This is a genomic window from Nonomuraea glycinis, from assembly GCF_035920485.1.
Taxonomy (GTDB): Bacteria; Actinomycetota; Actinomycetes; order Streptosporangiales; family Streptosporangiaceae; genus Nonomuraea; species Nonomuraea glycinis.
Genome location: NZ_CP109166.1, coordinates 9,602,474 through 9,621,188, shown reverse-complemented (window position 1 = coordinate 9,621,188; position 18,715 = coordinate 9,602,474). Strand labels below are relative to the sequence as shown.

Annotated in this window: 18 protein-coding genes and 1 tRNA gene; 12 read left to right on the top strand and 7 right to left on the bottom strand. The window is 71.1% G+C overall.

The window, feature by feature from the left end:
- Positions 1 to 51: 51 nt before the first annotated feature.
- The 4 genes from obgE to OHA68_RS45135 all read left to right on the top strand — a co-directional run bounded on the left by obgE (position 52) and on the right by OHA68_RS45135 (position 6,147).
- Positions 52 to 1,404 (top strand): GTPase ObgE, encoded by a 1,353-nt coding sequence (gene obgE / locus OHA68_RS45150; RefSeq protein ID WP_327105730.1) that lies wholly within the window; start codon positions 52 to 54, stop codon positions 1,402 to 1,404.
- Positions 1,405 to 1,573: 169 nt separating this feature from the next.
- Positions 1,574 to 2,692 carry a glutamate 5-kinase gene (gene proB / locus OHA68_RS45145; protein WP_407674404.1) on the top strand — a complete coding sequence of 373 codons (1,119 nt, stop codon included), beginning with the start codon at positions 1,574 to 1,576 and terminating at the stop codon, positions 2,690 to 2,692.
- Between the two features lie 27 nt (positions 2,693 to 2,719).
- Positions 2,720 to 4,000 carry a glutamate-5-semialdehyde dehydrogenase gene (locus OHA68_RS45140; protein WP_327105728.1) on the top strand — a complete coding sequence of 427 codons (1,281 nt, stop codon included), beginning with the start codon at positions 2,720 to 2,722 and terminating at the stop codon, positions 3,998 to 4,000.
- 173 nt (positions 4,001 to 4,173) lie between these two features.
- Positions 4,174 to 6,147: a protein kinase domain-containing protein gene (locus tag OHA68_RS45135; protein ID WP_327105727.1), complete on the top strand. Its 1,974-nt coding sequence runs from the start codon at positions 4,174 to 4,176 to the stop codon at positions 6,145 to 6,147.
- A gap of 69 nt (positions 6,148 to 6,216) precedes the next feature.
- Here OHA68_RS45135 and OHA68_RS45130 read toward each other — a convergent pair whose 3' ends face one another.
- Positions 6,217 to 7,245: a M48 family metallopeptidase gene (locus OHA68_RS45130; protein WP_372462299.1), complete on the bottom strand. Its 1,029-nt coding sequence runs from the start codon at positions 7,243 to 7,245 to the stop codon at positions 6,217 to 6,219.
- An 87-nt stretch (positions 7,246 to 7,332) separates the two neighbouring features.
- On the opposite strand from OHA68_RS45130, the gene nadD reads away from it, so the two are divergent.
- The 4 genes from nadD (at position 7,333) to OHA68_RS45110 (ending at position 9,251) form a co-directional block, all read left to right on the top strand.
- On the top strand, positions 7,333 to 7,950 hold the full coding sequence (gene nadD / locus OHA68_RS45125) for a nicotinate-nucleotide adenylyltransferase (RefSeq protein ID WP_189144691.1): 618 nt from the start codon (positions 7,333 to 7,335) through the stop codon (positions 7,948 to 7,950).
- A gap of 90 nt (positions 7,951 to 8,040) precedes the next feature.
- On the top strand, positions 8,041 to 8,436 hold the full coding sequence (gene rsfS / locus OHA68_RS45120) for a ribosome silencing factor (RefSeq protein ID WP_189144692.1): 396 nt from the start codon (positions 8,041 to 8,043) through the stop codon (positions 8,434 to 8,436).
- Positions 8,433 to 9,068 carry a histidine phosphatase family protein gene (locus OHA68_RS45115; RefSeq protein ID WP_189144693.1) on the top strand — a complete coding sequence of 212 codons (636 nt, stop codon included), beginning with the start codon at positions 8,433 to 8,435 and terminating at the stop codon, positions 9,066 to 9,068. Before rsfS ends, OHA68_RS45115 begins: the two co-directional genes overlap by 4 nt.
- Positions 9,069 to 9,178: 110 nt before the next feature.
- Positions 9,179 to 9,251, top strand: a tRNA-Ala gene (locus tag OHA68_RS45110).
- A gap of 45 nt (positions 9,252 to 9,296) precedes the next feature.
- Here the strand turns inward: OHA68_RS45110 and OHA68_RS45105 are convergent.
- Positions 9,297 to 9,809, bottom strand: coding sequence for an AAA family ATPase (locus tag OHA68_RS45105; RefSeq protein ID WP_327105726.1), 513 nt, complete (start codon positions 9,807 to 9,809; stop codon positions 9,297 to 9,299).
- A 145-nt stretch (positions 9,810 to 9,954) separates the two neighbouring features.
- Here OHA68_RS45105 and OHA68_RS45100 point away from each other — a divergent pair, with 145 nt between their 5' ends.
- The 3 genes from OHA68_RS45100 (at position 9,955) to OHA68_RS45090 (ending at position 12,897) form a co-directional block, all read left to right on the top strand.
- Complete coding sequence (locus tag OHA68_RS45100; protein ID WP_327105725.1) at positions 9,955 to 10,884, top strand: MBL fold metallo-hydrolase; 930 nt, start codon at positions 9,955 to 9,957, stop codon at positions 10,882 to 10,884.
- 12 nt (positions 10,885 to 10,896) lie between these two features.
- Positions 10,897 to 11,700, top strand: a complete 804-nt coding sequence (locus OHA68_RS45095) for a GNAT family N-acetyltransferase (protein WP_327105724.1) — start codon at positions 10,897 to 10,899, stop codon at positions 11,698 to 11,700.
- Positions 11,701 to 11,940: 240 nt separating this feature from the next.
- Positions 11,941 to 12,897, top strand: coding sequence for a GNAT family N-acetyltransferase (locus OHA68_RS45090; protein WP_327105723.1), 957 nt, complete (start codon positions 11,941 to 11,943; stop codon positions 12,895 to 12,897).
- Positions 12,898 to 12,937: 40 nt separating this feature from the next.
- On the opposite strand, the gene OHA68_RS45085 is transcribed toward OHA68_RS45090, so the two are convergent.
- Positions 12,938 to 13,975 (bottom strand): helix-turn-helix transcriptional regulator, encoded by a 1,038-nt coding sequence (locus OHA68_RS45085; RefSeq protein ID WP_327105722.1) that lies wholly within the window; start codon positions 13,973 to 13,975, stop codon positions 12,938 to 12,940.
- Between the two features lie 44 nt (positions 13,976 to 14,019).
- Here OHA68_RS45085 and OHA68_RS45080 point away from each other — a divergent pair, with 44 nt between their 5' ends.
- Positions 14,020 to 14,472 (top strand): hypothetical protein, encoded by a 453-nt coding sequence (locus tag OHA68_RS45080; RefSeq protein ID WP_327105721.1) that lies wholly within the window; start codon positions 14,020 to 14,022, stop codon positions 14,470 to 14,472.
- Positions 14,473 to 14,526: 54 nt separating this feature from the next.
- Here OHA68_RS45080 and OHA68_RS45075 read toward each other — a convergent pair whose 3' ends face one another.
- From OHA68_RS45075 to OHA68_RS45060, 4 genes are all read right to left on the bottom strand, one after another.
- On the bottom strand, positions 14,527 to 14,805 hold the full coding sequence (locus OHA68_RS45075; protein ID WP_327105720.1) for a hypothetical protein: 279 nt from the start codon (positions 14,803 to 14,805) through the stop codon (positions 14,527 to 14,529).
- Between the two features lie 55 nt (positions 14,806 to 14,860).
- The gene (locus OHA68_RS45070) at positions 14,861 to 15,427 is read right to left on the bottom strand and encodes a hypothetical protein (protein WP_327105719.1); all 567 of its coding nucleotides are present in this window, start codon (positions 15,425 to 15,427) and stop codon (positions 14,861 to 14,863) included.
- A complete protein-coding gene (nhaA, locus tag OHA68_RS45065; protein ID WP_327105718.1) occupies positions 15,402 to 17,201 on the bottom strand; it encodes a Na+/H+ antiporter NhaA in 1,800 nt (599 codons plus the stop codon). The genes OHA68_RS45070 and nhaA overlap by 26 nt, the downstream gene beginning before the upstream one ends.
- A 103-nt stretch (positions 17,202 to 17,304) precedes the next feature.
- Positions 17,305 to 18,675: a Dyp-type peroxidase gene (locus OHA68_RS45060; protein WP_327105717.1), complete on the bottom strand. Its 1,371-nt coding sequence runs from the start codon at positions 18,673 to 18,675 to the stop codon at positions 17,305 to 17,307.
- Positions 18,676 to 18,715: the final 40 nt, after the last annotated feature.

The window sequence follows — 18,715 nt, the reverse complement described above, 5'->3', positions numbered from 1 at the left end:
TTGGCGAGGTCGCATGAGGCGCCCCCAGGGGCCGATGGAGGAGAAGCGGAAATGCCGGACTTCGTGGACCAGGTGATCCTGCATGTCAGGGCCGGTGACGGGGGGAACGGCTGCGCCTCCGTACACCGGGAGAAGTTCAAGCCGCTGGGCGGCCCCGACGGCGGCGACGGCGGGCGCGGCGGCGACGTGATCCTCGAAGTGGATCCCAACACCGCCACCCTGCTCGAATACCACCACCGCCCGCACCGCAGGGCCGACAAGGGCAAGCAGGGCCAGGGCTCCAACCGGGACGGGGCCAACGGCGGGGACGTGATCCTGCCGGTGCCCAGCGGGACCGTCGTCAAGGACGCCCAGACCGGTGAGGTGCTGGTCGACATGGTGGGCGCGGGGACGCGTTACGTGATCGCGCAGGGCGGCTACGGCGGGCTCGGCAACGCCGCGCTGGCCAGCGCCAAGCGGAAGGCTCCCGGGTTCGCGCTGCTCGGCGAGCCCGGTGACGAGCTGGACGTCATGCTGGAGCTCAAGAGCGTCGCCGACGTGGCGCTGGTCGGCTTCCCCAGCGCGGGCAAGTCGTCGCTGATCGCGGCGCTGAGCGCGGCCAAGCCCAAGATCGCCGATTACCCGTTCACCACCCTGATCCCCAACCTGGGCGTGGTGACGGCGGGCGACGACATCTACACCGTCGCCGACGTGCCGGGACTGATCCCCGGGGCCTCCGAGGGCAAGGGGCTGGGCCACGAGTTCCTGCGCCACGTCGAGCGCTGCGACATGCTCGTGCACGTCATCGACTGCGCCACCATGGAGCCGGGGCGCGACCCCGTCACCGACTACGAGGTGATCGAGGCCGAGCTGCACGCCTATGGCAAGCTCGAAGGCCGCCCGCGCATGGTCGTGCTGAACAAGTCGGACGTGCCCGACGCCCGCGAGCTGGCCGAGCTGGTGCGCCCCGAGTTCGAGGAGCGGGGGCTGCGGGTCTTCACCGTGTCCGCCGCCACCCACGACGGGCTGCGCGAGCTGACCTTCGCGATGGGGGAGTGGGTGGCCGCCGCTCGCGCCAACCGGCCGGTCGAGGAGCCGACGCGGCTGGTCATCAGGCCCAAGCAGCTCGGCGAGGCCGGATTCCGGGTGCGCCGGGTGAACGACGGCATGTTCCAGGTGACCGGCGAGAAGCCGGAGCGGTGGATCAGGCAGACCGACTTCACCAACGACGAGGCCGTGGGCTATCTCGCCGACCGGCTGGAGCGGCTCGGCGTGGAGCAGGAGCTGGTCAAGGCCGGCGCCACCGCCGGGGCGGAGGTCGTGATCGGGCCGATGGAGGGCGGGTACGTCTTCGACTGGCAGCCCACCCTCAACGCCGAGGCGGTGCGGCAGGGACCGCGCGGCTCCGACAACCGGCTGATGTGACGGCCGCCGGCGGGCGGTGAACGACAGGTGTACCGGCGGACGGTGAGCCAGGCCGAGAGCGGCTGATGTGACGGCCGCCGGCAGCGGCTGGTGTGCCGGCCGCCGGCCGGCCATCGCGCGGGTGGCTGCCGGCGCAAGGGTGTGGGACAGCCTCGGATAAGGTTTGGACGTGCGTGAACAGCTCAGCTCAGCGTCCAAGGTCGTCGTCAAGGTCGGATCGTCCTCGCTCACCACGCCCGCGGGCACGATCGACGTGGACCGGGTCGACGCGCTCGTGGACGTGCTCGCGACCCGCCGCCGCGCGGGCACGCAGATCGTGCTGGTCTCGTCCGGGGCGATCGCGGCGGGTCTCGGCCCGCTCGGACTGGCCTCGCGACCTCGCGACCTCGCCACGCAGCAGGCCGCCGCGTCGGTCGGCCAGGGCGTGCTGGTCGCCCGCTACACCTCCTCCTTCGCCCGGTACGGCCTGCGCGTCGGACAGGTGCTGCTGACCGCCGACGACATGATGCGGCGGGCCCACCACGCCAACGCCCAGCGGACCCTGGACCGGCTGCTGGATCTCGACATCGTGCCGATCGTCAACGAGAACGACACCGTCGCCACCGACGAGATCCGCTTCGGCGACAACGACCGGCTGGCCGCCCTGGTGACGCACCTCATCAGGGCCGACGCGCTGGTCCTGCTCTCCGACGTGGACGCGCTGTACGACGGCCCGCCGAGCCGTGCCGGGTCGCGCCGGCTGGCGGAGATCCGCGGGCCGGAGGACCTGGTGGGTGTCGAGCTCGGCAGGAGCGGCGGCCGGGTCGGCACCGGCGGCATGATCACCAAGGTGCAGGCGGCCAAGATCGCCACCGGCGCGGGCGTGCCGGTGGTGCTGACCGCCGCCGCGCACGCCGCCCAGGCGCTGGCCGGCGCCGACATCGGCACCTTCTTCCACCCGGGCGGCCGCCATCCGGGCACCCGGCTGCTGTGGCTGGCCCACGCGGCCACCGGGCGCGGGCGGCTGCATCTCGACGCGGGCGCGGTCGAGGCCGTCGTCACCCGGCGCAAGTCGCTGCTGCCCGCCGGGGTCACCTCGGTCGAGGGCGAGTTCGCCGCGGGCGACCCGGTCGACCTGTGCGGGCCGCGCGGCCGGGTGCTGGCGCGCGGACTGGTCAACTTCGACGCCGGCGAGATCCCCGAGCTGCTCGGGCGCTCCACCAAAGAGCTGGCCGTCACCCTCGGTCCGGAATATGAACGCGAGCTGATTCACCGTGACGACATCGTCATACTGGAGTCCCACAGCTGAGGTCCGACGAGCACGCGGAGTGAAGGCATGACAACAGAGTTCCTACGGGTCGCCCATGCCGCGCGGGAGGCCGCCGCCGAGCTGGCCCCGCTGCCGCGGGCGCCCAAGGACCGGGCGTTGCGTGCCATCGCCGATGCTCTGGTCGCGCACACCGCCGAGATCGTCGAGGCCAACGCCAAGGACGTCGAGCAGGCCAGGGCGCAGGGCACCGCCGAGGCCATGGTGGACCGGCTCCGGCTGGACGAGGCCCGGATCGCCGCCATCGCCGAGGCGGTGCGGCAGGTGGCCGACCTGCCCGACCCGGTGGGCGAGGTGGTGCGCGGCTCCACGCTGCCCAACGGGCTGGAGCTGCGCCAGCTCAGGGTGCCGATGGGCGTCATCGGCATCATCTTCGAAGGCCGCCCCAACGTCACCGTCGACGCCGCCGCGCTCTGCCTCAAGAGCGGCAACGCGGCGTTGCTGCGGGGCTCATCCAGCGCCTACTCCTCCAACACCACGCTGGTGAAGGTCATGCAGGAGGCGCTGGCGGGCACCGAGGTCCCGGCCGGGGCCGTGCAGCTCGTGCCGGGCCTCACCCGGGACTCGGTCAAGGAGCTGATGCGCGCTCGCGGGCTGGTCGACGTGCTGATCCCGCGTGGCGGCGCGTCGCTGATCAACTCGGTGGTCGAGGAGTCGACCGTGCCGGTGATCGAGACCGGCGTCGGCAACTGCCACGTCTACATCGACGCCGCGGCCGACCAGGAGCTGGCCGTGGAGATCCTGGTCAACGCCAAGGCGCAGCGGCCCTCGGTGTGCAATGCGGCCGAGACGTTCCTGGTGCACGCCGATGTGGCGGCGGAGTTCGTACCGAAAGCGCTGGAGGCGCTCAGGGCGGCAGGTGTGACCGTGCACGGTGACGAGGCGATCGCCCGGCACGGGGAGGTGGTGCCGGCCACCGAGGAGGACTTCTTCGCCGAATATCTCTCCTACGACATCGCCGCCGCGGTGGTCGGCTCGCTGGAGGAGGCCGTGGCGCACATCAGGCGCTACGGCTCCGGTCACACCGAGGCGATCGTCACCCGCTCCCAGCAGGCGGCCCGCAGGTTCGTGGCGCTGGTGGACTCGGCGGCGGTCGCGGTCAACGCCTCCACCCGGTTCACCGACGGCGGCGAGTTCGGCTTCGGCGCGGAGATCGGCATCTCCACCCAGAAGCTGCACGCGCGCGGCCCGCTGGGCCTGCCGGAGCTGACCTCCACCAAGTGGGTCTACACCGGCGAGGGCCACCTGCGCACCGCAGAGGGCACGGTCATCGCCGGGTCGGGCAGCTGACCGGATCGGACAGGGGGCAGGGCCGTAGGCGGCTGGGGCGGGAGCAGGGCTCGACAGCCTGCCGGCGAAGGGTTCCCACCTTCGCGGCCGGACCTTCGGCGCGCCGCCGACGTCTTCGACCGTCGCGGCGCTAGGGTTGTGTCCCTTATGGGCGCGCCGAGCGGGGAGGGACGGTGAGCAAGCTCGGCAAGGTCGGGCCTTACACCCTGCTGGAGCGGCTTGGCCGCGGCGGCATGGGCGAGGTCTACCTCGCGAGCGCTCGCCGTGGTGAGCGTGTCGCACTCAAGGTGCTGCACGATCTCAACGAGGACGAATCCTCACGCATCAGGCTCGAACGCGAGGTCCGCGCACTGCGCAGGGTCGAGAGCCCGTACGTGGCGAAGGTCCTCGACGCCGACCTGTCGTGTGCCCGCCCCTACCTGGTCATGGAGCACATCGAGGGCGCCACGCTGCTGGACCTCGTACGCAAGCAGGGGTCGCTCGACCTGTCGCAGCTCGTCGACCTCGCGCATGGCATCGCCACCGCGCTCGCCATCATCCACGCGGCCGGGATCGTGCACCGCGACCTCAAGCCCGGCAACATCCTCATGGGCAACGACGGCCCGGTGCTCATCGACTTCGGCATCGCCCAGGTGATCGACGCCACCCGGCTCACCATGACCGGCACCTTCCTCGGCACGCCCGGCTACACCGCGCCGGAGATCTTCGCCGACGAGCAGGTGGAGTCGCCCGCCGACGTGCACGCCTGGGCGGCGACGGTGGCGTTCGCGGCCACCGGGCGGCCGACGTTCGGGCGCGGCACGCCCGAGGCGCAGATGTACGCGGTGCTGAACGGCCACGCCGACCTCAAGGGCGTGCCGGTGGCGCTGCTGCCGCTGGTGCGGGCGGCGCTCAACCGCGAGCCGGGCAAACGGCCCACCGCGGCGCTGCTGGCCGACCGGCTGGCCCGGCTGGCCAAGGCGACCAGCGCCAGCGCCACCGAGGCCGAGCCCGGGGGCCGGTCCGGGCCCGCCGAGGAGGAGGCGCGGGGCCGTACCGGAGAGGACGCCAAGTCCGTGCCGCCGCGCGGTCGCGCCGGCGAGGAGCCCGCGACACCTCGGCCGCGCGCCGACGGCAAGGTGCCCTCACCTCGCCCCCGTACGGCCACCGCCCGCGCGGCCACTGACGGGAAGGTGCCGTCGCCGCGGGGTCGTGGCGTGGAGGAGGGGACGGCGCGGGGCCGTGGCGACGATGGGAAGGGGCTGACGCCCCGGAGCCGTGGCGATGAGGTGAAGGCCCGGGGTCGTGGTGAGGATGTGAAGGCGCGGGGGCGCGGTGAGGACGCTAAGGCCCGGGGGCGCGGTGACGAGGGTAAGGCCCGGGGGCGCGGTGACGAGGGTAAGGTTCCGTCTCCCCGGGGGGACGGGAAGGCGCCGTCGTCCCGGGTGCGTGGGGACGATGGCAAGGTGCCGTCGTCTCGGGGGCGGGCCGGGGATGACGGCAAGACAGGGGTGCGGAGCCGGCTGGGCAGTGACGGCAGGGGTGCCGCGGTGCGCAGCCGCGTCCGGGAGGGCGCTCAGACGGCCGTACGGGCCCGCACCAGGACCCAGACGGCCGCCCGCGAGGCCCGGCTCAGGTCCGAGGCCACCACCCTGCCGGCCGGCAACACGGCGCTGGTGCTGCTCGCCGTGCTGGCCGTGCCGTGTGTGGTGGCCTCGGTGATGTGGCCGATCGCCTCCATCGGCATCACCGCCGTGTTCGTGGTGCTGACCAGGACCCTCTGGATGGGCCACTGGATGGTCAGGAAGCGCACCTCGCGGCGGGTACGGGTGACGTTGCGGGTGCTGCTGTTCCCGTTCGCGCTGGTGGGCGCGGGCACGACGGCGGTCGTGTGGCCCGGTGCGCCCGTCGCCGTGGCGGCGGGCGGCGCGCTCTGGGTCACCGGCGGCGGCGTGATCGACTCGCTGTGGTGGCAGCAGCCCGCGCCGGTCACCGTGGCGGGCGTGGTGTTCGGCATGCTCTGCGGCGGCATCACCGGCCGGGAGATCGAGCGGATCGGCGCCCGGATGCCGGAGCTGCGCAGGGAAGGGCTGCGCGCACTGGCCGTGCTGGGCGGCTTCGTCGCCCTGTGCGCGGCTGCCGTGCGCGCGATCGCCCTGCTGCTCTGACCCGGCGGCTGTCGCGCCGGGTGCGGGTTCTGTCGGTCAGCCGGCCGTCGCGTGGGGTGTGGTCGCTCGTCAGCTCTGGCCGTCGCGGCGCGCGAACCTGTTGAAGATGCGCTCGCCCGCGCCGACGGCGCCTTCGGCCACGTCACGCAGCACGCCGATGAACGGGTCCTGGGACTCCGACCAGGACCTGCGGTAGGAATCGGCGGCCGCCTTCATCTCCTCGGTGACCCTGGCGTTGGCGTCGTCCTCCCGGCGCGGGTAGTCGCCGCCGATGATGCGCTCGTACTCGCCGCTGCGCTGCCACTTGTCCAGCTCGGCCACGCGCACCACGGCGAACGGGTGGGTGGTGCCGAGCAGGTTGAGCACCTTGAGGAAGCCGTCGCGCAGGTCGCCCGCGGTGTCGTACTCCTGGTACTGGGCGAGGAAGGCCTCGATGTTCATCTCGTGGGTGTAGTCGCCGCCGGCGAGCTTCATCAGCGCGCGCTTGGCCGCCTCGGGGTCCTGGCCGGTGAGCAGGCCGCCGCGGTCGGAGGAGAGCTCCGACTTGCGGTACCACTCCTCCAGGCCGGCCACGATGGCGCGCAGGCCGATGTAGCCGAGCGGGATCCAGGCCACGCGGGAGGCCAGGCGGGTGAGGATGTCGAGCATCGTCCGGTAGACGGCGTGACCCGACAGGATGTGCGAGGTCTCGTGTCCGATGACGAAACGCTGCTCCTCCTCGTTCATGAGGTTGAGCAGGCCGGTGGTCACGACGATGAACGGGTCGTCGAAGCCGATGGCCTTGGCCTGGACCTGCGGGTCCTGCTGGACGTAGATCTCGGGAATGCGGTGCAGGTCAAGGGTGTAGGCGGCGTCGCGGCCCATGTCGTAGAGGGAGCGGAACTGGGTCTCGCTCACCCGCACGGCCGACGCGAGGTACATCAGGCGCAGGCGGCGCTCGCTGATGAGGCCGGACATTTGCTTGAGAACCGTGTCGAACCCGCTCAACTTCCGCAGAGCGACCAGGGCCGACCGGTCTGCGGGGTGTTCGTAGGCACGGGACGAGATGCCGGGCAATTGGACGCGGTTGCGGTCCGGGGTGGTCGTCATGCCCGGCATGCTACGTCCGCAACGGGAGTGATGCGCGGCCATCACCGAGGGGGGTCACCTCATGTTGTGATAAGGCGTCCGACTAAGGTCCGTTTCATGATGAACGCGCCTGGTAACCAGGGGAAGCGACGTGTGGGAGTGATGGGAGGCACCTTCGATCCCATCCATCATGGCCACCTGGTCGCCGCCAGCGAGGTGGCGCACCACTTCGAGCTCGACGAGGTCGTCTTCGTCCCCACGGGCCGGCCGTACCAGAAGGCGGAGCGCGAGGTCTCCGCGCCCGAGGACCGTTATCTGATGACCGTGATCGCCACCGCGTCCAACCCCCGCTTCTCCGTCAGCCGGGTGGACGTGGACCGTCCGGGGCCGACCTTCACCATCGACACGCTGCGCGACATCTCGCAGAAGTACGGTCCCGACGCGGAGCTGTACTTCATCACCGGAGCGGACGCCCTCGGCGCCATTCTCGACTGGCAGAACGCCGATGAGCTGTTCGAGCTCGCGCACTTCGTCGGCTGTACCCGGCCCGGTCACACGCTGCACGACCCGGGGCTGCCCGAGGGCAAGGTGACGTTGCTGGAGATCCCCGCGCTGGCCATCTCCTCCTCGGAGTGCCGGCAGCGGGTGGAGGAAGGGGAGCCCATCTGGTACCTCGTGCCCGACGGAATCGTGCAGTACATCAACAAACGCGGGCTGTATCACGCCCATGGCTGAACCAATCACGTCACACGTGGGCCGTCACGGCCGTAACGGGTACCCTCAACATGAGGGAATGTTGTCGACACAGGAGGACCGACCCGCATCGTGACAGCAACCGACAGAGCCGTCCAGCTCGTAAGAATCGCCGCAGAGGCCGCGGCGGACAAGCTGGCCGACGACATCCTCGCCTACGACGTCAGCGAGCAGCTCGTCATCACCGACGCTTTCCTGCTCTGCTCCGCAACCAACGATCGTCAGGTCCGCGCCATCGTCGACGAGATCGAAGACCGGCTGCGCACCGAGGCGGACGCCAAGCCGGTACGCCGGGAGGGCGAGCGCGAAGGCCGTTGGGTGCTCCTCGACTACATCGACATCGTCGTGCACGTCCAGCATGAGGAAGACCGCACCTTCTACGCGCTGGAGCGGCTCTGGAAGGACTGCCCGGCGATCGGCCTGCCGGAGAGCATCATGCAGGCCAACATCCAGAGGGCCCGCACTTGAGCAAGCGGATCGTCTGCCTGAGACACGGGCAGACCCTGTGGAACGTCGAGCAGCGCTTCCAGGGCCACTCCGACATCCAGCTCAACGAGACGGGCATCGCCCAGGCGGCGAGGGCGGCCTCGCTGCTCGCCGCGCTGCGGCCCACCCTCATCGTCTCCTCCGACCTCCAGCGGGCCAATGACACCGCCCTGGCGCTCGGCCGCCTCGCCGGGCTCGACGTGGCGGTGGACAAGGACTTCCGCGAGCGCGGCGGCGGGCAGTGGGAAGGCCTCACCCGCGGGGAAATCGCCGAGCGCTGGCCCCAGGAGTACGTCGCCTGGGAGGCGCCCGACGGCGAGCCCGTGACGGAGGTGGCGGCCCGGGTGGCCGCGGCCATGCGCCGCTGGGCGGCCAAGCTCGACGATGACGGGCTGCTGGTCGTCGCCTCCCACGGCGCGGCGCTGCGGCTGGGCATCTGCGAGCTGCTCGGCCTGCCGCAGGAGTCGTGGTCCGCCATCGGCGGGCTCAGCAACTGCTCGTGGTCCGTGCTGGAGCAGGGACGGCGAGGGTGGCGGCTGCTGGAGCACAACGCCGGCACCCTGCCCGAGCCGATCAGCGGCGACGACAGTCCTGACGCCGAAGGGCGGCAGTGAAGGTCCCGATCAGCCCGTACGGCCCGCGCCGTACGGGCTGATTAGGCGAATCCCGTGGATGGCTATATGCTCTCCGAGCGCCGCGAAGAGCTTGCTCGACGCGGCGACCAGGGGCTATGGCGCAGTTGGTAGCGCGCCTCCATGGCATGGAGGAGGTCTGGGGTTCGAATCCCCATAGCTCCACCCCTGAGAAGGCCTGTGGGCGGTGTCCCACAGGCCTTTCGTGTGTCAGCGTTCGAGTCCCAGGTGCGACAGGGCCGTGCGTACGTTGTCCGCCGGCGAAGCCACGGAGTCCAGGACCAGGCGGTCCTCGCGCCAGTTCGTGAAGGCGGCGCGGCGGGCCTGCGCCGAGTCCCAGGTCGGCTCCGGGAAGCCCTCGAGGTCGCGGTGGCGGCCCGCCAGCCGTCGCCGGTGCGTGTCCGGATCGGAGCAGGTCACCTCGATCAGGCGCAGTGCGGCACCGCTGCGCCGGGCCAGGGCCCGCCACTGCTCGCGGGCCGGTTCGGCGTCGTTCACCGCGTCCACGATCACCCGCTGGCCGAGCGCGAGGATCCCGGCGGCGAGCGCCTCCACCACGACGTAGGCCGCCAGACCGGTCGGCTGGTCGCGGTCGATCCCCGCGCGCCACATCGCGGCCTCGACCGGGTCGACCGACAGCACCGGCGCGGGGATCCGGCGGCCGAGCTCCTCGGCCACCGTGCTCTTGCCCGCGCCCGGCAGGCCGCTCATCACGATCAACATGACCGCCACCCTGCCATGCCCCGGAGAGGCTTGCGGCGTTCTGGCGCGTGGCCCAACTGCTCTGGTGTTAGATCTTGATAGATCGTGATTCTTCCGCTCATGTCACGGGTGCTGACATGCGCGAAGCCTGGGGGAGGAAACAGTGATGGGGAATCAGCCGGATGAGGCGGGACTGCACGAGATCACGCCTGGGGTGTACGCGTGGGTGCAGCCGGACGGCACCTGGTGGGTCAACAACGCCGGGGTGGTGACCGGCGACGAGGGGACGGTGCTGGTCGACACCTGCGCGACCGAGCCGCGTACCCGCAGGTTCCTGGGGGCGGTCGCGGCGGCCACCGGCGGCGCGCCGGTGCGGATGGCGGTGAACACCCACCAGCACGGCGACCACACCTACGGCAACAGCCTGCTGCCCGACGAGACGGTCATCTTCGGTCATACGGCGATGCGGGAGGCGCTGCTCGTCGACCCCTTGATCGACGGTTGCCCGCCGGTCTGGGAGCCGGTGCCCGACTGGGGGAACGTGACGCGCCGTACCCCGTCGGTGGTCTTCTCGTCGGAGTTGACGCTCTTCACCGGCGGGCGGCGGATCGAGCTGCGGCATCCCGGGCATACCGCGCACACGCCGGGGGACGTGGTGGCGTGGCTGCCGGAGGAGCGTGTGCTGTTCACCGGTGACCTGCTGTTTCACGGGCTGACCCCGATGCTGTTGATGGGGTCGGTGGAAGGGGCGCTGCGGTCGCTGGACTGGCTGGCGGCCTTCGAGCCCGAGCATGTCGTCCCCGGTCATGGGCCGCTGGCGGACGCGGGCTCCCTGCCCGGCGTGCTGGCGGCGCACGAGCGCTACTACCGGTTCCTGACCGAGGTCGCGGGCAGGGGGCGGCAGGAGGGGCTCACGCCGCTGGAGGCCGCGCAGGGGGCCGACCTGGGGGAGTTCGCGCAGTGGGCGGACGCCGAGAGGGTGGTGCTCAACCTGCACCGGGCGTACGCGGACGCCGCGGGGACCGAGGTGGATCTCATCACCGCCTTCCTGGACGCCATGACGTACAACGGCGGGCCGATGCGGACGTTGGTCTAGGAGGTGACCCAGATGCTTCTCGAACGCGCCCGTCGGCTGTGGGTGGATCTGGCCCGGGTACCGGGTGGGTTTCCCGAGCCGGGGCAGGTGCGGGTGGTCGTCTCCGCCGGGTCGCGGCTGTGCCCTGACGGATGGGCGGGAGTCGTCGCGGTAGGCGGGGCGGTGCTCGCGACGGTGCCCGACGAGGACTCGGCCGCCCTGCTGCGGGCCGCGCTGACCGGCCTCGGCGACCGCGGCCTCGGTGACCACGGCCTCGGTGACCACGGCGGGGCGCCGCTAGGGCTGACCGGCTCTGAGGGCCGCGACGGGGCGCCGCGATGGCTGATCGATCTTGGCGATCTCGGGGGGTTGCCGCGGGCGCTGGCCGTGGAGGACGTTCTTGGGCCTGCGTCGCTGGCGTACGTCGACGCCGGCGGGTTCGTTGCCGTCCATGGGGGTGTCGCTGTCGAGCGGCTTCCGGCGGGGGATGTGCGCGTGCGGGAGCTGCTGGACGCGTCGGATCCGGCGGAGGCCGGCGAGAGCGGGCTCAGGGAGATCGTTTCGGACGCGTTCGTGGTGCGCGAGGGGCTGGAGGTGGTCGCCGTGGCCGGATATCGGCCGTGGTTGGACACGGCGGCCCACGTGTCGGTGCTCACCGCCGCAGGCCGTCGCGGCGAGGGGCTGGCCAAGGTCGTGGCCTCCGCGGCGGTCGCGGACGCGCTGGAGCGCGGGCTGCTTCCGCAGTGGCGGGCCCGGCCGGAGGCGTCCCGCCGGGTGGCTCGGGCGCTCGGCTTCGACGAGGTGGGCGGCCAGGTCAGCGTCAAGCTCCGTGGGTGACGGACTCTCAGGTCGGCTTCAAGCTCCGTAAGTGGTGGAACCCCAGGTCGGCTTCAAGCTCCGTAAGTGGCGGAACCCCAGGTCGGCTTCGAGCTCCATGGGTGGCGACATCTCGGGATTCCACCACCAGCAGCACCTGGGATGGCGGTGAAAGAATTTTTCGGTACGTGGGCGTACGGGAAAATTGTTGCCTCTCGTGGCTTGACCGTGGTGGGTGGGGTCGGGAGGGTGGCTGGAGGCTTGGGGGAGGAATCGGGGATGGTGGCGGTGCGGGCGTTCGTGGCGGGGGATGAGCTCGGGCTGGTGGATGCGTGGAACCGGAGCATGCCGGGGGACCCCACGACTGCTGGGTGGGTGCGCGAGTGCGTGCTGCTCGATCCCAACTTCGACCCCGAGGGGCTGCGGGTCGCGGTGGTGGACGGCCGGGTGGTGGGATGCGCGTACGGGGTTCGCAGGCTGGTTCCGCCGGGGCCGGGGTCCGATCTGGAGCCGGAGACGGGGTGGATCCCGTTCTTCTTCGTCGTGCCGGAGCGGCGGGGGCGTGGCCTGGGCCGGCGGCTCCTCGGCGAGGCGCTGGACTTCCTGCGGGAGCGGGGCAGGGCGCGCGTCGACTTCGCCTCGTACACGCCCCACTATGTGCTGCCCGGGGTGGATGTGGAGCTTTATCCCGGCGGGTTCGGGCTGCTGCGGGGGCTCGGTTTCGAGATCCGCTCCTCGCCGGTCGCCATGGGCCGCACGCTGGTCGGCCAGGTGACGCCCGGCGAGGTGCTGCGGCTGCGGGCCGCGCGGGAGAGCGAGGGGTACGTCTTCCGCCCGCCGACGGACGGTGAGCTGCCGGAGCTCATCGGGTTCGCGGCCAGGGCCTTCAACCCCGACTGGGGTGAGGCGATCAGGCGGCACCCCGACCCTCAGCGGATGGTTATCGCGAAAAAAGATCACATAGTGGGGTTTGCGGTTTTCGGGGCTTATCGGGGGTTCGGGGATCGGTTCGGGCCGTTCGGGGTGGATGCGAAGGAGCGGGGCACCGGGCTCGGCAAGATCCTGCTCCATCTGACCATGGCCAGGATGCGCGCCGAAGGGCTGCGTACCGCGTGGTTCCTGTGGGGGGACGAGGCGAGCCCGGCAGGTCACCTCTACCGCCAGGCCGGGTACGAGGTCACCCGGCGGTTCCACGTCATGACCCGTGGGACGGGGTGACCCGTTCGGCGGGGCGGCCAGGCCGCCCGGCTGTTTCACGTCATGACTCGTGGAGCGGGGTGACCTGTTCGGCGGGGGCGGCCAGGTCGTCTGGGGTTTTGCGTGCCGGCCCGTACAGCAGGGTGAGCTGTTCGGCGGTGGCGGCCACGCGGTCGCGTAGCTCGGCGGGGGAGAGGACCTCGGCGTCGGCGCCGAGCCGGAGGAACTCGCCCACCGCGTGGTCGATCGACTCGATGGGCACCGTCACCCGGGTCCAGCCCTGCGCGTCCGGCGGCTCCGCGCTCTGCCGGGCCGCCGTCACCACGCCGGGCGTCATGAGGTTGGCCAGGCGCTCCAGCCCGCCCGGCGACAGTCGCACCACCGCCTCCCCGCGCCGCAGGCGGGCCTCGAACTCCGCCAGGTAGGCCTGCCAGTAAGCCGTCAGGTCGAAGTCGTCCGGCCGGGTGAAGCGCTCGGGCAGCGGGTGCAGGTCCAGGATCTGCGACACCCGGTAGGTGCGCACGTCCTCGCCGCTGCGGGCCACCAGATACCACCGCCCGGCCTTGACGACCAGCCCGTACGGCTCCAGGCGGCGCTCCACCTCCTGGGGCGCCTTCCAGCGGCGGTAGCGCACCTGGATCCGGTGCTCGTTCCAGACGGCGTCGGCCACGGCGGGCAGGTGGGTGACCGGCTCGGGGTCTCGATACCACGTCGGGGCGTCCAGGTGGAAGCGCTCCTGGATCCGCCCGGCCCGGTCGCGCAGCTCGACCGGCAGCGCCGCCATCAGCTTGAGCTGGGCCGCCGTCACCACCGCGCCCAGCCCCAGCTCGGCGGCCGGCCCCGGCAGCCCGGCCAGGAACAGCGACTCGGCCTCGTCGGTCGTCAGCCCGGTGAGCCTGGTCCGGTAGCCGTCGAGCAGCCGGTAGCCGCCCTTGGGACCGGCGTCGCCGTAGAGCGGGATCCCGGCGGCGTGCAGCGACTCCATGTCCCGGTAGATGGTCCGCACCGAGACCTCCAGCCGGCCGGCCAGCTCGTGGGCGGTCATCAGGCCCCGCGTCTGCAGCAGCAGCAAGATCGAAACCAGTCGAGAAGCGCGCATTACACTGACACTACCTGTCAGTGACCCTGCCCTACGGTTCTCTCATGAACGACTTCGACTTCCTCGCAGGCACCTGGAACGTCACCAACCGCCGACTGGCCAAGGCCTTGGTCGGCAGCGACGACTGGGACGAGTTCCCCGGCAGGTCCGTCATCACCCGCCACTTCGACGGCGCCGCGAACTTCGACGAGATCGTCTTCCCCACCAAGGGGTTCAGCGGGCTGACCCTGCGCATCTTCAACCCCGAGACGCGGCAGTGGTCCATCTACTGGGCCAGCAGCGCCACGGGCGTGCTCGGCCTGCCGCCCATGGTCGGCGCCTTCGACGGGAACCGGGGCGAGTTCTACGCCGACGACTCCTACGAGGGCACGCCGGTGCGCTGCCGGTTCATCTGGACCGTGCTCGGCGCGGACTCCTGCCGCTGGGAGCAGGCCTTCTCGGTGGACGGCGAGCAGAGCTGGGAGACGAACTGGACCATGGACTTCGCCCGGGCGTGAACGTGGCCGCCGGGCCGGTGAGCTGATGGCTGATGGGCGCCGGGCTGGCGGGGGTCAGCTGTTGCCGCTGCTCCACAGCACGACGCCCACGGCCAGTGCCGCCACCAGCAGCGCGATCCCGCCCACGAGGATCAGCCACCACCAGCCCGACCGCGGCTGCTTCGCCTCGTAGACGGGCACGTCGGGGAGCATGTCAGGGGTGTACGGCAGGCGTTGCGTGTGGGCGGGGTCCAGCGACCCGGCGTGCGGGGCCGGGGGTGCCGGCCGCTGCTGGGGCATGCCGTTCCGGGGAACCATGATGGTCTGGTCTGGATCGGGCTGTTCTGGATCCATGAACCCTTCAACCATGAGTGGATATTTCAGTTAACACTGCCACATTTACGGCGAGTCAGCCCTGACCGCCGTACGGCGGCTGGGGCGGCCGACCATATGGCTGCTGCCCCGGCAGCGGCTGTCCATGCGGCTGCGGGCCGCTGGGCTGCTGAGCGTACGGCTGTGGACTGCTGGGCTGTTGTCCGTACGGCTGCGGACTGCCGGGCTGCTGTCCGTACGGCTGCGGGCCGCTGGGCTGCTGTCCGTACGGCTGCCAGGCCGGTGGCTGTGGCTGGGCGGCCGGGCGGCGGGCGACCACGCCCCAGATCAGCAGACTGATCCCCGTGAGGCTGAGCACGGTCATGACCAGCGACATGATCGCGATGACGGTGTAGCCGTCCCTGGGGGACATGGACGCGAGAAGGATGGCCTGCCCGACCTGTGCCAGGGCGCTCAGCAGAAGCGCGACGCAGCCCAGCATGCCGATGATCGCCGCGCGCCCATGGGTGCGTCGTGCCATCGCGGTCACCACGATGCCGATGACGGGCACCAGGCACAGGAGGGAGGGGATCAGATAGCTCAACATCTTGCGGGAGGTCTCCAGACGGTGGGGCGACTTACGGTTGTCGGGGCCGCGCTTCATCCACCGCCTTGCTGATCGACTCCAGGTCCAGCCCGCCCTGATAGCGCACGCCGTTGATGAAGAGCGTGGGGGTGCCGCGCACGCCGCTCGCGCGGCCCGACGCCTCGTCCCTGCCGACCCTGGTCTGGTGGCGGTGGATGTCGGACCACGGGTCGACATCGAGCTGGTCGGCATAGCGGCCGAGGTCCTCGTCGGTGAGGAAGCGCTGGTTGTCGAAGAGGATGTCGTGCATCTCCCAGAACCTGCCGGAGTCGGCGGCCGCCTGCGCGGCCATCGCGGCGGGCACGGCGCGGGGGTGCAGGGTGCGCAGCGGGAAGTGCCTGAAGACGATCCGCAGGTCCTTGTGCCGCTGGCGCAGCGTCTCAAGGATGGGGTGCAGCCGCCCGCAGTAGGGGCATTCGAAGTCTCCGTACTCGACGAGGGTGACGGCCGCCTTCTTCGGCCCGCGGATGTGGTCGTCCGGCCCGACGGGCTCGCTGAGCAGCACGGGCAGCTCTTCCTCGGGCTCGGCGTCCGGCGGGGCGCAGACGCCGCCCCGGTCCCAGGCCATCCGGAAGACGATCCAGCCGAGCAGCGCCGCCAGCAGCGACCCGACCAGGATGCCGATCTTGGCCTCACTGTGCAGGCGCGGGTCCTCGAAGGCCAGGTCCACGATGAACAGCGCGACCGTGAACCCGATGCCGGACACCGCCGCGCCGCCCAGGAGCTGGCCCCACACCAGGTTGCCGGGCAGGACGCCCCAGTTGAGCCTGAGCGGCAGCCAGGTGCCGATGGTGATGCCGATGAGCTTGCCGGCCAGCAGGCCGACCGCCACGCCGATGGCGATGGGCGAGGTGGCGGCGTTGCGCAGCGTCTCGGCGTCCAGCCGGATCCCGGCGTTGGCCAGCGCGAAGATGGGCACGATGACGAACGCGGTCCATGGGTGGAGCCGCATCTGCAGCCGTTCGTTGACGGAGACGGCCATCCGCACCAGCCGGGTGGCCTGGGCCGCCGCCGCGGGGCTGGGGGAGCTGGTGAACTCCTGCACCGCCTCGCCGGCCCGCAGCAGCTTGTGGTCGCTGGGCGCGTACACGAACACCAGGACGCCCAGCGCGATGCCCACCAGGGTGGGATGCACGCCGCTCTCCAGCGTCGCCAGCCACAGCCCGAACCCCAGCACGATGTACGCGGGCGCGCGCCAGATCTTCAGCCAGCGCAGCGTCATGATCGCGGCCAGCAGGGCGGCGGCGGTGATCAGTGACGGGATCGACAGGCTCTCCGTGTAGAAGATCGCCACGACCATGATGGCCAGGATGTCGTCCACGATGGCCAGCGTGAGCAGGAACGCCCTGAGCGGCTCGGGACAGCGGGCGCCCACCACGGCCAGCAGGCCGAGCACGAACGCGGTGTCGGTGGCGATCGGCACGCCCCAGCCGACGGCGCCGGGCCCGCCCGCGTTGAAGGCGAGGTAAATGGCGGCGGGGACGAGCAGCCCGCCGAGCGCCGCGATGGCGGGCACCGCGATCAGCCGCCGGTCCCGCAACTGGCCCATCCGCACCTCGTACGAGACTTCCAGCCCGATGACGAAGAAGAAGAGCGTCATCAGCCCGTCGTTGACCCAGTGGCGCAGGTCGAGGGAGAAGGAGGCGTCGCCGAAGGACAGCCCCATGCTGGTGTGCCAGAAGGCCTCGTAGGTCTCGCTCCAGGGGGAGTTGGCCCAGAGCATCGCCAGGACCGTCGCGGCGAGCAACACGGTGGTGCTGCTCGCCTCGTTCTTGAAAAATCCCCGCAACATGGTCTTTCCGCCCCCCTTTGCCCCTCGATCTTAGAGGGAGTCCACTAGGAGCAGAGAGGGGCGGCAGGGGCGCGCGGGAGGGCAGGTCCCGCGCGCCCCGGGATCACAGTGCGCGCAGGTAGGCCAGGGAGGGCATGAAGAAGTACTCGCCGCCCTTCATGGTGACGGTCTGGGCCACCTGGCGCTGTGGCGGCGACATTCCGGGCTTGCCCCACGCCTTGGGGAAGGTGACCTTGATGTCCCGTTCGCCCTGGCCGATGATCGGGTCGTGGCCGGTGCCGAAGACCTCGAAGCCGGGGTTGTTCGCCCAGCTCTGCTGGGTGAACTCGAACTGGTCCTGAAGGCTGCTGTTGAACGCCATGAACAGCAGGCCCACCTCACCGCTGGGGCGCGCATGCGGCGGTGCGTCGTCCCACGGGTCGTCGTCGCGCTGCCCGTACGTCTGACCGCGCCTGGCCATGATCACGTTGCGGCTGTGCGAGCGCGGGTTGGTCTTCCTGACGTGGCCGCTGAACGGGCACTTGCCGCCCTCGTCGGCGTCGAAGGTGAAGTCGTTGACGACCGTGCCGCCGCCCGCCTCGCCGTGCAGGGTGACGGGGGTGCCGTCCTTGAAGCGGCCGACGAGCATGGCGCCCGCGCGGGCGCGGTCGGCGTCCTCCAGGTTGAGGTCGTCGGCCAGCTCCTGCTCGATCTCCTTGAAGGCGCGGACGTTCTGCTCCAGTTTGCGGAAGACGAAGTAGCTGCCGAAGTGGGTCCCGGGATCGGCCGCCAGCGGGTCGGCGACCAGGACGTTGCTCAGCGGGAACGCCGGATCCCAGTGCTCCCTGGGCTCCTTGTCCACCTCGTCCTTGAGGAACAGCGGCTGGCTGCGGCCGTCGACGTAGCCGAAGTGCTCGATGCCGTCGCCCGCCGGGTTGCGCATGCCCTGTCCCGTCTCCTCACCCAGCAGCCTGGCACTGGGGGGCAGGTCGCGGATCAGCTCCCTGCGCAGCTCCTCGACCGGCTCGCGCTCGGCGGCGCCGATGAGGATGACGGCGTGGATCTCCCGCTGGTAGGCCTTGTCCCACTCCTCGACCGGCGGGTCCTGGACCTCGGCGACGCGGCGCTTCATGCCGTCGCGGAAGGCCGGGTCACCGAACAGGCGCATGTCCTCGACCGGGTGACCGAGGTCGCGGTAGCCGGCCTTGCTGATGCCGAGGCCCACGTAGGGGGTGCCCTGGCGGCCCTTCGTGGTGAAGTCCCGGACCTCTTCGAGGTGCTGGCGCGCCGACTTCATCTTCGTCTCGGCGATCTTCCGGAGATAGCGCCGGCCCGCCGTGATGTCGTTGAAACGGACGAACAGCACGGACAGGTGCTCGCGTACGTGCGCCTTCAGAATGTTCGGCTGCAGGTTGTCGAGCATCTTCTTGGTGTCCGCGTCGAGCGTGGCCGAATCCCAGGCCAAGGGTTGTTCGCTGGTCAGATCGACTGGCATCGCCGAGTGTCCTCTCCCCGTGTTCCGGTGGTTTCCCGGG

Excerpts from the sequence above, each read along its gene's own strand:
- nhaA (WP_327105718.1), bottom strand. The coding sequence starts at position 17,201 with ATGTTGCGGGGATTTTTCAAGAACGAGGCGAGCAGCACCACCGTGTTG.
- OHA68_RS45070 (WP_327105719.1), bottom strand. The coding sequence starts at position 15,427 with ATGAAGCGCGGCCCCGACAACCGTAAGTCGCCCCACCGTCTGGAGACC.
- nadD (WP_189144691.1), top strand. The coding sequence starts at position 7,333 with ATGATGAACGCGCCTGGTAACCAGGGGAAGCGACGTGTGGGAGTGATG.
- OHA68_RS45100 (WP_327105725.1), top strand. The coding sequence starts at position 9,955 with ATGGGGAATCAGCCGGATGAGGCGGGACTGCACGAGATCACGCCTGGG.
- OHA68_RS45105 (WP_327105726.1), bottom strand. The coding sequence starts at position 9,809 with ATGTTGATCGTGATGAGCGGCCTGCCGGGCGCGGGCAAGAGCACGGTG.
- OHA68_RS45060 (WP_327105717.1), bottom strand. The coding sequence starts at position 18,675 with ATGCCAGTCGATCTGACCAGCGAACAACCCTTGGCCTGGGATTCGGCC.
- OHA68_RS45130 (WP_372462299.1), bottom strand. The coding sequence starts at position 7,245 with ATGCCGGGCATGACGACCACCCCGGACCGCAACCGCGTCCAATTGCCC.
- OHA68_RS45095 (WP_327105724.1), top strand. The coding sequence starts at position 10,897 with ATGCTTCTCGAACGCGCCCGTCGGCTGTGGGTGGATCTGGCCCGGGTA.
- OHA68_RS45085 (WP_327105722.1), bottom strand. The coding sequence starts at position 13,975 with ATGCGCGCTTCTCGACTGGTTTCGATCTTGCTGCTGCTGCAGACGCGG.
- obgE (WP_327105730.1), top strand. The coding sequence starts at position 52 with ATGCCGGACTTCGTGGACCAGGTGATCCTGCATGTCAGGGCCGGTGAC.
- OHA68_RS45075 (WP_327105720.1), bottom strand. The coding sequence starts at position 14,805 with ATGGATCCAGAACAGCCCGATCCAGACCAGACCATCATGGTTCCCCGG.
- OHA68_RS45140 (WP_327105728.1), top strand. The coding sequence starts at position 2,720 with ATGACAACAGAGTTCCTACGGGTCGCCCATGCCGCGCGGGAGGCCGCC.
- OHA68_RS45080 (WP_327105721.1), top strand. The coding sequence starts at position 14,020 with ATGAACGACTTCGACTTCCTCGCAGGCACCTGGAACGTCACCAACCGC.